11 protein-coding genes and 1 pseudogene are annotated in these 11,207 nt (G+C 68.1%); 1 reads left to right on the forward strand and 11 read right to left on the reverse strand.

Going from position 1 to position 11,207, the window contains the following annotated elements; genetic code table 11:
* From fliP to fliF, 11 genes and pseudogenes are all read right to left on the reverse strand, one after another.
* Positions 1-334, reverse strand: a pseudogene (gene fliP / locus AC1DU6_RS10395) (flagellar type III secretion system pore protein FliP); the annotation flags it as partial.
* A 142-nt stretch (positions 335-476) separates the two neighbouring features.
* Complete coding sequence (locus AC1DU6_RS10400; protein WP_457323291.1) at positions 477-797, reverse strand: FliO/MopB family protein; 321 nt, start codon at positions 795-797, stop codon at positions 477-479.
* Positions 798-891: 94 nt separating this feature from the next.
* Positions 892-1,299 carry a flagellar motor switch protein FliN gene (gene fliN / locus AC1DU6_RS10405; RefSeq protein WP_477857050.1) on the reverse strand — a complete coding sequence of 136 codons (408 nt, stop codon included), beginning with the start codon at positions 1,297-1,299 and terminating at the stop codon, positions 892-894.
* 28 nt (positions 1,300-1,327) lie between these two features.
* Positions 1,328-2,332 (reverse strand): flagellar motor switch protein FliM, encoded by a 1,005-nt coding sequence (gene fliM, locus AC1DU6_RS10410; RefSeq protein ID WP_057295840.1) that lies wholly within the window; start codon positions 2,330-2,332, stop codon positions 1,328-1,330.
* A 13-nt stretch (positions 2,333-2,345) separates the two neighbouring features.
* On the reverse strand, positions 2,346-2,945 hold the full coding sequence (locus AC1DU6_RS10415; protein ID WP_477857052.1) for a flagellar basal body-associated FliL family protein: 600 nt from the start codon (positions 2,943-2,945) through the stop codon (positions 2,346-2,348).
* 134 nt (positions 2,946-3,079) lie between these two features.
* Entirely contained in the window at positions 3,080-4,417 is a 1,338-nt protein-coding gene (locus AC1DU6_RS10420; RefSeq protein WP_457323293.1) for a flagellar hook-length control protein FliK, read from the reverse strand.
* Between the two features lie 13 nt (positions 4,418-4,430).
* On the reverse strand, positions 4,431-4,886 hold the full coding sequence (gene fliJ / locus AC1DU6_RS10425; protein ID WP_056199287.1) for a flagellar export protein FliJ: 456 nt from the start codon (positions 4,884-4,886) through the stop codon (positions 4,431-4,433).
* Between the two features lie 79 nt (positions 4,887-4,965).
* Positions 4,966-6,393: a flagellar protein export ATPase FliI gene (fliI, locus tag AC1DU6_RS10430; protein ID WP_477857055.1), complete on the reverse strand. Its 1,428-nt coding sequence runs from the start codon at positions 6,391-6,393 to the stop codon at positions 4,966-4,968.
* A complete protein-coding gene (locus tag AC1DU6_RS10435) occupies positions 6,390-7,166 on the reverse strand; it encodes a FliH/SctL family protein (RefSeq protein WP_056199282.1) in 777 nt (258 codons plus the stop codon). Before AC1DU6_RS10435 ends, fliI begins: the two co-directional genes overlap by 4 nt.
* Positions 7,167-7,415: 249 nt before the next feature.
* A complete protein-coding gene (gene fliG, locus AC1DU6_RS10440; RefSeq protein ID WP_056199280.1) occupies positions 7,416-8,411 on the reverse strand; it encodes a flagellar motor switch protein FliG in 996 nt (331 codons plus the stop codon).
* Positions 8,412-8,640: 229 nt separating this feature from the next.
* Positions 8,641-10,293 (reverse strand): flagellar basal-body MS-ring/collar protein FliF, encoded by a 1,653-nt coding sequence (gene fliF / locus AC1DU6_RS10445; RefSeq protein WP_477857057.1) that lies wholly within the window; start codon positions 10,291-10,293, stop codon positions 8,641-8,643.
* Between the two features lie 189 nt (positions 10,294-10,482).
* Here fliF and fliE point away from each other — a divergent pair, with 189 nt between their 5' ends.
* Positions 10,483-10,809: a flagellar hook-basal body complex protein FliE gene (fliE, locus tag AC1DU6_RS10450; protein ID WP_056199272.1), complete on the forward strand. Its 327-nt coding sequence runs from the start codon at positions 10,483-10,485 to the stop codon at positions 10,807-10,809.
* The last annotated feature ends 398 nt before the right edge of the window (positions 10,810-11,207 follow it).

Below are 11,207 nucleotides of genomic sequence, written 5' to 3' on the forward strand. Positions count from 1 at the left end.
GCCAGGCCTCGGCGTAGACCTTGTCCAGCGTCGGGCTCATGACGAAGAAAGTCAGGAAGAGCGACAGGCCGACGATGACCTGGTTGGGCGGCGCGGCCTGCGTGCCCAGCGCCTGGCGCATCAGGCTCAGCACGATGGCGATGCGCGTGAAGGCCGTCATCATCAGGATGACTGCGGGCAGGAAGCCCAGGGCGGTGAAGAACAGCAGCGTCTGGATCGGCACCGAGTAGCTGCCGCCCGCACCCTGCCCAATCAGCAGCGGCACCGAGGCCGGCGGCGTTTGGCCTTGTTGAGCGAAGGCAGCGCCTGCGGCGAATATCAGCGCGATCGCCAACGCGGGTCGAGCGCCGGGCCGCCCCAAGCCGGCCCGCGGGCGATGTGCTTGCGGCTCAATGCTGCAAGCATCGCCGTCCCCGCGGGGGACCGACCAGACTCGCTCGCGTTCAGCGACGCGAGGATGGGCGAGGGGCGTCATTTCATGCATCGCCGCGCTCCTTGCTCAGCAGCTTGGCGAAGCTCGCCGGCGGGACGGGCTCGGCCTGGGGCGGCATCACATGCAGCGTCGTGATGTTCTGGGCGGTGGCGCCCAGAACCAGCCAGCGGCGGTCATCGCCCTGGCCGACCTCGACGACGAGGATGCGCTGGTTCGGCGCCGTGGGCAGTTGCGCCACGACACGCAGCACGCCGACAGCCGCCGCGCCACCCAGCGGCGTGCGCTTGAGCAGCCACAGCGCGACCGGGATCAGCGCGACGATGCCGAGGAACCAGAGAAAGGGGAGCAGGCCGGAAGCATTCATGCCTCGGCATTCTGCGGACGGACTTGAGCTGCCGAACCCCCTAAATGGCCCGGCAAACCCTTGGTTGTCCGAAGACCATGCCTCGGGCGTGGTCTCAAGCGGCCTTGGACAGGCGGCGCATGCGCTCGGAAGGCGTGACGATGTCTGTCAGCCGGATGCCGAACTTGTCGTTCACGACCACCACCTCGCCCTGGGCGATCAGGTAGCCGTTGACCAGCACGTCCATCGGCTCGCCGGCCAGCGCGTCCAGCTCCACGACCGAGCCCTGAGCCAGTTGCAGGATGTTCTTGATCGGGATGCGGGTGCGGCCCAGTTCAACGGTCAGCTGGACGGGGATGTCCAGGATCATGTTGATGTCATTGCCCGGACCCGCGCCGCTGGTCGGCGTGAAGTTGGCGAAGCTGGGCGTGGAAACCTGCTCCGGCACCTCGGTAACGACCTCGGTCGCGGTGGAGGGGGCGGGCGCGGCCTCGGCCAGCGCCGCGGCCCACTCGGCCRCCATCGCGTCTTGTTCTTCTTGGCTGGGTGAATCAGGGCTCATGTTTGGCTCCCAACCAGCTCTCTTGAGGGCCGGTCAGCATCTTGTCGATCTTGAGGGCATAACGCCCGTTGGACGTGCCGTAGTGGCAGTCGAAGACGGGCACGCCGTCCACCTTGGTCTGGATCATGGGGTCCAGGTCCAGTTCGATGAAATCGCCCGGCTTGAAGGCCAGCAATTGCTCGACGGTGGCCGGCGCCGTGCCCAGCTCCGCCACCAGTTCAACTTCGGCCGATTGGATCTGGGTCTTGAGCAGATTGATCCAGCGCCGGTCCGGCTCGGAGGAGTCGCCGACCGTCGTCGAATACAGCACGTCGCGGATGGGTTCCAGCGTCGAGTAGGGGATGCAGAAATAGATGGTGCCGCTGGTCTCGCCGATTTCCAGCGTGAAGGACGTCGACACGACGATCTCGCTGGGCGTGGCGATGGTGGCGAACTGGGGCTGCATCTCCGAGCGCTGGTATTCCAGCTCGAGCGGATAGATGCCCTTCCAGGCCTTGTGGTACTCGGCGAGGATGACCTCGACGATGCGGGTGATGACGCGCTGCTCGGTGGGCGAGAAGTCGCGGCCCTCGATGCGGGCGTGGAACTTGCCGATGCCGCCGAACAGGGAATCGATGACGGCGAACACCAGCGTCGGGTCGCAGACGATCAGCCCGCTGCCGCGCAGCGGCTTCACCGACACGATGTTGAAGTTGGTCGGGACGACGATCTCGCGCAGGAAGGCGCTGTACTTCTGCACCTTGATGCCGCCGATGGCGACTTCCGGGCTCTTGCGGATGAAGTTGAACAGGCCGACACGGATGTTGCGCGCGAACCGTTCGTTGATGATTTCCATCGTGGGCATGCGCCCACGAACGATGCGTTCCTGGCTGGCGAGGTTGTACTCGCGTATGCCGCCGACCTGCTCCTCTTCCTGCTCGAGCTTTTGGCTCTCGCCGGTGATGCCCTGGAGCAGTGCATCGACTTCGTCTTGGGAAAGGATCTGCTGATTCATTGCTGACCCAGGCTTACTGGACGATGAAGTTGGAGAACAGGACTTGCGTCACCGGGCTTTCGACGTGGGCCTTTTTCTTCTTTTTCTTCTTGGGCGCGTCGGCGGCTTCGTGCTCGTCGTCCTCATCGAGCTCGATCCCCATGGGGCGCACCGACTCGCGCATGATGTCCTTGGCGAGCTTGTCCTTGCCCTCGCGGGTCAAGAGCTCGGCGGCGGTCTTGTGCGCCAGCACCATCAGCACATTGCTGCGGATGGCAGGCATGTAGGCCTTGATCTGGTCGGCGAACTTCGGGTCTTCGACCTGCAGCGTGATGCCGATCTGGGCGAAGCGGTCCACGTCCTTGTCCGCCAGGTTGACCGTGAAGGGGTCCAGCGRCACGAAGGTGGGCGGGTGGTCGCTCTTGGCGTGGGCCTTGGGCTTGGCCGGGCTCTCGGCGGTGGCTTCGGCGCCGCCTTCACCGTCCTCGGCCACGGGCTTCTTCTTGAGCAGCATGACGGCCGCGCCGCCGCCCACCAGCACCAGCACCAGCACGGCGGCGAGGATGATGATGAGCTTCTTGCTGCCGCCCCCCTTGGGCGCGGCAGTTTCCGCAGCAGCCGGCGCAGTCGCCATGAGCACTCCTTGAGACGTCCATCGCCCAGGCCAGCCACTGCAGGCCGTGGGCACATGCGCTGGATTATTGACCCCGGGCCCGCCGGGCAAGCGCCGATTAGCTGGAGCGAGGTGTGCCTATTTCCGCTTCAGCTTCAGGCAAATGTGTCGAGCAGGCCGACGGCGCGCCGGGCGGGGGCTGCCGCGGTGCCGGCGGCGATGCGCCCGCCGCCGGTCGTTGTGCGCGAACTGCGGTCGTCACCGCTGTTGCCGGCGTCGGCATCGCTGCCCCTGGGATCCTTCTGATCCTGCTGGGTTTGCTGGAAGACGCCCCCTCCCGACAAGGTCAGTCCCTGGCTCTGCAGCGCGGCCGCCAGGTCGGGCAGGCTCTGCTCCAGCGCCTGGCGGGTTTCGGCCTGGGCGGCATGGAAGGAGACCTGGGCCTGGGAGCCGTCGATGACGATCTGCACCGCCACCGGGCCCATGTCGGCCGGGTTGAGCTGCAACTCGGCCTGCTGCACACCGTCCACTGCCAGCAGGCTGACGCGCGCGCCAAGCTCGGGCGCGAAGGCATTGCTGTGAACGGCGGCCTGCACCTGGCCACTGGCGCTGACCGGTGCGGTGTCGGCCGCGGCTGCCAGGGCCGGCATGGCCTGGGCGAGCACCGCGGCGAAGCTGGTGGGGAGGGCATCAGGCGAGGTGGCCGCGTGAGCCGTGCTGGCATCGCCGGAGGAGGCGGCTTGCAGGGCGTCACTGTGGATGGCCGCGCGTGCCGCCACCTTGTCGGCGGCAATGGCTTGTTCCACGCCCTTGGCGCGAGGCGCGACGTCCTGTGAGGTGGCGTCCGCCGGGCGGCGCTCGAAAGCTCCAGCCGAAGCGGCATCAGCGCCGGTACTGGCGCGGGCGGTTGATGGGCTGTCGTCGTCGGCCAGCCGGTTGATGCGGCCGCGGGCGACATGCTTGCCGCCAGGCGTGTCGTCTGCCGTGGCCTCGGCGCCCGGCAGCGCGGCCTGGGCGGCTGACGAAGCGGCCTGGGCGGGCAAGGCCGGCGGCGTCAGGCCGATGAGCTGGGTGAACTCGGCCAGGCCGGAGGTTTCAAGGTCTTGCGCGCCGTCGCCGTCGGTCGTGGCGACGGTGCTGTCATCGCCTGCCTCGCCGCTGACGGCTCCCTGCTCGGGTTTGGCCGAAGCTGCAGCGTCGGGCGTGCGGCCCGGCGCCGGCTTGGCGGGTGCAGGCGCGGCAGGGCGGCGGGTTGTGGCTGTGGCTGTGGCGGCAGCTGGCGCGGGCTCGTGGGTCGGCGACTCTGGCTCGCGCGGCACCGGATCGGCGTGGGCCGGCGGCGTCGGCAACCCAGGCTGGTCGTTCAGGAATTGCGCAAAGCTCGGCCCGCCGGCCGAACCGCTGCCGGGCAGGGCGGGGTGGGCGAGCTGAGAAGCTTGAACGGAGGGCAGGGCGGCCGGCTTGGGAGCGATGGTCTGCGAGGAGGCGAGCATGGTGGCGGCCTCCTCAGGCGTGCGCCATGCGCCGCAGGTGGGCGCGGGCGGCAAATTCGTCGGTGGCGCGCTGTTCGCTGCGCTGCACCGCTTTGGCGGCTTCGGCCTGGCGGCGGGCGATCAGCTGGCGCAAGGCGGCGACGCGCATCTCGGCCTGGCCGAGGGCCTCGCGGGCGCGCACCTGGCGCTGGTCGGCGTGGCTGGCGACGTGGCCCTGCGTGTCCACGGCCTGGTCGATGCGGCGGCCAAAGCTCTGGTAGCAGCCGACGATGTCCATGGTCGTGGCCTGGGCGAAGGATTGCGTCCAACGCTGCTGGTAGTCCTGACGGTAGCCGGACAGCTCGCCATGCTGGGCACGGGCGGCCTGGGCCTGGGTGCTGGCGGCATGCAAGGCCTGAGCGGCGGCGTCGCGCTCGTTCTCGGCGCGTTCCAGCAGCAGGCTCAGTGTGTCTTTGGCGGGTGCACTCATCTCAAACTCCAGCACAGCGCCCGGCGACCCCGACAGGGGGCCCGGCGCTCAGTCGATATCGGCGGCCCGACCCGAAAGGTTAGGCGCCTTGGACCACGGCCTGCAATTGGCTGACGCTGGCGTGAAGAAGTGCCGGGCTGTGCATGTCCTGTTGCAGCAGCCGCGTCATGTCGGCATGCAGGCGTACGGCCAGGTCCAGCTCGGGGTCGCTGCCCGGGGCATAGGCGCCAAGCTGGATCAGGTCGCGGGCCTTGTTGTATTTCGCCAGAAGCTGGCGGAATCGACGCGCGGAATCGACCTGGTTTTGGGGTGCAACACTGGTCATCACCCGGGAAATGGAGCGCTCGATGTCGATGGCCGGGTAGTGGCCGGCCTCGGCCAGGTCGCGCGACAGCACGATGTGGCCGTCCAGGATGCCCCGCGCCGCGTCGGCGATGGGGTCCTGCGGGTCGTCGCCCTCTGTCAGCACCGTGTAGAAGGCGGTGATGGAAYCCTCGCCCGGCAGGCCGTTGCCGCTGCGCTCCACCAGCTGCGGCAGCTTGGCGAAGCAGCTCGGCGGGTAGCCCTTGGTGGCCGGCGGCTCGCCGATGGCCAGGGCAATCTCGCGCTGGGCCATCGCATAGCGGGTCAGCGAATCCATCAGCAGCAGCACATGGCGGCCCTGATCGCGGAAATGTTCCGCAATCGCCGTGGCGTAGTGCGCGCCCTGCATGCGCATCAGCGGCGGCGAATCGGCGGGTGCGGCGACGACGACGCTGCGCTGGCGGCCTTCAATGCCGAGGATGTCCTCGATGAATTCCTTGACTTCGCGGCCGCGCTCGCCGATCAGGCCGACGACGATGACATCGGCCTGGGTGTAGCGGGCCATCATGCCCAGCAGCACCGACTTGCCGACGCCAGTGCCGGCGAACAGCCCGAGGCGCTGGCCCCGGCCGACGGTCAGCAGTGCGTTGATGGCGCGAACGCCGGTGTCCAGCGGGATGCGCACCGGGTCGCGGTCCATCGCGTTGATGGGGCGCCGCACCATGGGTTCGTTGTGGATGTCGGCCAGCTCGCCGCCGCGGTCCAGCGGGTGGCCATGCGGGTCGACGACGCGGCCGAGCAGGCCGTCGCCCATCGGCAGGTGCAGGCCGCGATCCTCGCCACGGCGCCAGGGGTGCAAGGGCTGGCCGAGTTGGGGAGCGAGCGGCGGCAGGTGGCGCGGCACGACGGTGGCGCCGCTGGACAGGCCCTGGACCTCGTCGGTGGGCATCAGATAGGCGCGGTCCCCCGAGAAGCCGACGACCTCGGCATTCACTGGCGCCGAGCCGCGGCGCGGGCTGTTGCCGCTGCTGGGCATCTGGATGCGGCAGACCGAGCCCATCGGCACCTTGATGCCGGTGGCTTCCAGCACCAGGCCGGCCACGCGAACCAGCTTGCCGTGGGATTCCAGCGGCGCGGTGTTGGCCGTCAGCGTCTCAAGGTCGGCGAGATAGCGCTGCCAGCGATCCGTGCGCGCCGAAGTCATTCGTCCTCCGTGCGCCGGTCTTCCCAGATCGACTGCTGGCCGATGGCCGAGACGGCCTGTTGCCAGCGCGTGGCAATCGTCGCGTCGACGCTGGCGATATCGGCATCCACCTTGACGCCGCCGCGCGGCACCTCAGGATCGGGGATGAGCTGGGCCTCGCGGGCCTGCAACTCGTTGCCGGCGCCTTCCTGCACCAGGGGGTGGTCGTCGGGGTGGACACGCACGCGCACGTGGCGCGCCGACAACTGCAGGGCCTCGACGGCGTCGTGGGCCACACGGGCGATCAGCTCGGGGCGTTGCTCAAGCTCGCTGCGCACGACCTGGCGGGCCAGCTCGACGGCGATACGGGCGATGGACTGGGCCATCTCGTCTTCCAGCGAGCGCATCTCGGTATCAAAGCCCGTCACTAGCGTGCCGAGCTGCTTGCTCATCTGCTGCGCAAAGCTCTGCTTGAAGGCGTCCAGCGCGGCCATGCCATCGCGGTAGCCGTCCTGATAGCCGCTCTGGCGCGCGGCGTGTAGCAGTTCCTGCGCGCTGGGTTCGGGCGGGGGCGGCGGCTCTACCGGTGCGGCGGCGGTGGGTGTGGCCGGCGGGTTGCCGGGGCGCATCGGCGCGAAGGGCGAGGGTGCGGCGTTGCCCAGGTTGTCGAGGTTCCAGGCCTTGGCGCCCTGGAGTTCCTCGCCGGGGATGAAGCGGGCATAACTGCCACGCCGATCAGTCTCACGGCGATCGGGCGGCGGGACTTGCCGCGGGGGTTGGCGACCGGTGGCCATGTCAGTTGCTCCAATGTGCGTCGTTGCGCACCAGGGATTCTGCGGGCCGAGCGCMGGGCCGCTCCCWAGCCGGCCCGYCATGGCGATGTGCTTGCCGGTCAATCCGGCAAGCATCGCCGTCCCCTCGGGGGCTGAGGCCGGACACATTGCGCCCAGTGGGCGCGATGTGCCTGCCGAAGAGCTGCGGCRCATGCCGCAGCGCGGTCTGCAAGACCGGCCAAGGTACTCCTTGGACGAGGGGCTTCATGATTAAACGAATTGGTCGTCGCCGCCGCCGACCAGGACGATTTGGCCCTCGTCGACGAGGCGGCGCACGATCTTGAGCATTTCCTTCTGCTCGGCCTCGACCTCGGACAGCCGCACCGGCCCGCGGGTCTCGAGGTCCTCGCGCAGCGTCTCGGCGGCGCGGGTGGACATGTTGCGGAAGATCTTTTCTCGCAGCTCGGCGCCGGCGCCCTTGAGTGCGACGATGAGTGCCTCGCTCTGCACTTCCTTGAGCACGGCCTGGATGCCCTTGTCCTCGATCTTGTTCAGATCGTCGAAGGTGAACATGTTGTCCATGATCTTCTGCGCCAGGTCGGAGTCGGCCTCGCGGATGTAGTCCAGCACCGAGGCCTCGACGCTGGAGCCCATCATGTTGATGATCTCAGCGGCCGTCTTGGCGCCGCCCAGCGAGCTCTTCTTCATGCGCTCGCCGCCGGCCAGGATCTGGCTCATCACTTCGTTGAGGTCCTTCAGCGCCGTTGGCTGGATGCCGTCCAGCGTGGCGATGCGGATCAGCACCTCATTGCGGCCGCGTTCGGTGAACATCTTCAGCACCGAGCTGGTCTGGTCGAAATCCAGGTGGGCCAGGATGGCCGCGATGATCTGCGGGTGTTCGTTGCGCAGCAGCTCGGCCACGCTGGCGGCGTCCATCCACTTCAGGCTTTCGATGGAGGAGACGTCGCTGCCCTGCAGGATGCGGTCCAGCAGCAGGTTGGCCTTGTCCTCGCCGAGGGCCTTGCGCAGCACGGCGCGCACGTATTCGTCGGTGTCGGTGACCAGGGTGCTCTGGGTCTCGGCGACGGCATCGAACTTGTCGAGCACGGTCTCGACCTGGGCCCGCTTGATGACCTTGAGCTTGGCGATCTGCTCCCCCAGCGCCTGCACCTCTTTGGGCGACAGATGCTTGAAGACCTCGCTGGCTTCTTCTTCGCCCAGCGACATCAACAGGATTGCAGCGTTCTCTATGCCCTTGTCATCCATGATCAAACCTCATTGCGAGGCGTAGTGCCTTCCGGGCCGCGCGCCGGGCTGCCAAGGGCCAGAGGCCCTTGGCCTGTCGTAGGCACAAGCAGTCCGCAGGGACTGCTTGTGTCCGACTCCAGTTCGCCAAGCCGGCCCGCCATGGCGGTGTGCTTGCGGCTCAACGCCGCAAGCATCGCCGTCCCCTCGGGGGACCGGCCAAGGTACGCCTTGGACGAGGGGTTCATTTTCATGCAGCCGTCTCGCCGGCCATCCAGTCGCGCATGATGTTGGCGACCGCTACCGGATTGTCGCGGGCCAGGGCGCGGGCACGCTCGAGTTTTTCGTTATGAATCGGCGCTTCAAGGCGCGGCATGCCGGCGCCCCCAGGCAGCAGCTCTTCGTCATCGACGACTTCATCCACCGTCTCGGCCTTGTCCTCGGGCGGCTGCGGCGCCGCGGCCTTGATGGCGGGGCGGATCATGCCGAAGACGGCGATCAGCGCGATGGCGACGAAGGCCAGCGGCACGATGGCGCTGCGGGCAACGTCCAGCAGCCAGGGTTGCTTCCAGATCGGCACATCGGCCGGTTCGGTCTTGTCGACGACGAAGGGCGCGCTGATGACCTTGACCGAGTCGCCGCGCTCGGTGTTGAAGCCCATGGCTTCCTTGACGAGGTCGGTCAGGCGCGTGATCTCTTCAGCCGGCACGGGCTGCTGCGTCGTCTTGCCCTTGGCATCGGTCACCGAGCGGTGGTTGACGACGATGGCCGCGTTCAGGCGCTTGACGTTGCCGACCGCGCCGCGCGTGACGCGCACGGTCTTGTCGACCTCGTAGTTGGTGACCTGTTCGCGACGGCTGTTGCCGCCAGCTCCCGCTCCTTGAGCGGCCTGCAGCGGGGCGCTGGCGCCGTTGACCGGGGCGGTGGCCGGCACAGGCGGCTGGTTGGTGGCAGCACCGGGTACGCCGGTGGGCGTGGCATTGCTGGCGTTGTTGCTCTCGTTGCTCTGGCTGGAGCGCACCGCAGCCTGGGCGTTCGGGCCCTGGTTGGGGCGGTACTCCTCGGCGGTGGCCTCGGTCTGGGAGAAGTCCACGTCGGCGGTGACGGAGGAGCGCAGGTTGTCGCGCCCGACAACGGGCTCCAGCAATTCGAAGATGCGCTTGTTGAAGCCGGCTTCGACCTGCTGCTTGTAAAGGAGCTGCTGGCTGTCGAGTCCGGTGGCGGTGTCCGCGCCGGTCTGGGAGATCAGGGCGCCGGTCTGGTCCAGTACGCTGRCGGCCTTGGGATTGAGCTCGGGCACGGCACTGGAAACGAGGTGCACGATGCCGGCGATCTGGTTGCGATCCAGCGTGCGGCCGCCGCGCAGGGTCAGCACGACGGAGGCGCTGGGCTTTTGCTGCTCGCGGAAGAAGCCGTTCTGCTGCGGGATGGCCAGGTGCACGCGGGCATCGGCCACGTCCGACATGGCGGTGATGGTGCGTGTCAGTTCGCCTTCCAGACCGCGTTGGAAGTTCAGGCGTTCGTTGAACTGGGTCTGACCGATGCTGGACTTGTCCATCAGCTCGAAGCCGACGGCGTTGCCGGTGCCGCCCTTGGGCAGGCCCATCGCCGCCAGCTTCATGCGCAGCTCGTAAACCTGGCCGGCGGGCACGAGGATGGTGCCGCCTGCCTCATGCTTGTAGGGCACCTGCAGGGCAGCCAGTTGGCCGATGACGGCACCACCGTCCTTGTCGGCCAGGCCGCTGAACAGCGGGCGGTAGTCGCCCTGGCTGGACCAGAGCGTGATGGCCAGCACGGCGCCGGCCAGGGCGGCCAGGCCGGCGCCCATGGTCAGCTTGCTGCGCAGCGGCAGGCCGTTCAAGCGCTGCACGAAGTTGGGCTGGGCGTTGATCGGGGTGATCATCACCGGGGCAGCAGCAGCAGAGGCGCTCAGGGCGTTGTCCATCGGATGGGCGAGTACAGCGGGGGCCGGGGAATCCGGCGATGGCGCAAATTATTCGTGCCAGGCCCCTAAAGAAAGCGCCGAAGTGGCCGACTGAGCCCGCGCATCTCCGCCCTTAGTGCGCGTGACTTGCTGCCAAAGTCCTGCCCCATGGACATGAAGTTGCGCCCCTTCGACTTTGCACAGGCCGCCGCCCGAGCGGGCCTGGCGGTCAATGGCACGCCGCTTGCGCCCAAGCCGGCCGCCACGTCAGGCGCCAGCTTCGGCGACGCGATGACGCAGGCGCTGAAGAATGTCAGCGCCTCGCAGAACGAGGCCGCCCGCCTGCAGCGCGAGGTGCAACTGGACAACCCGACCGTCAGCCTTGAAGAGACCATGGTCTCGATGCAGAAGGCGCAGATCGGCTTCCAGGCCACGCTGCAGGTCAGGAACCGCCTGGTCTCGGCCTACTCCGAGATCATGAACATGCAGATCTAGCGGCTTTCGGGCCGAGCGCTGGGCCGCTCCCGAGCCGGCCCGGCTTGGCGATGTGCTTGTGGCTCAATGCCGCAAGCATCGCCGTCCCTTCGGGGCTGAGGCCGGACACATGGCGCCCAGTGGGCGGCATGTGCCTGCCGAAGCGTTGCGGCCTTAGCCGCAGCGCGGTCCCGACCAGACTTGCCCGCGTCCAGCGCGGCAAGGCTGGGCGAGGGGCACCACTCAGCAAGCGCCTTTTCGTGCGTCTGCTCCGCAGATCGCTGGCCGGCCCAACGGGTTCAAGTCCAGATACAGCTGCTGGTTGCGGTCGTTGGAGATGCCGATGCGCGTCCATTCCAGCGCCCGGCCCATGCCGGCCTGGAAGGTGACGCTCTGGCCAGACTGCAGCAGCGTGCCTT

The organism is Roseateles sp. P5_B10, from assembly GCF_056400485.1.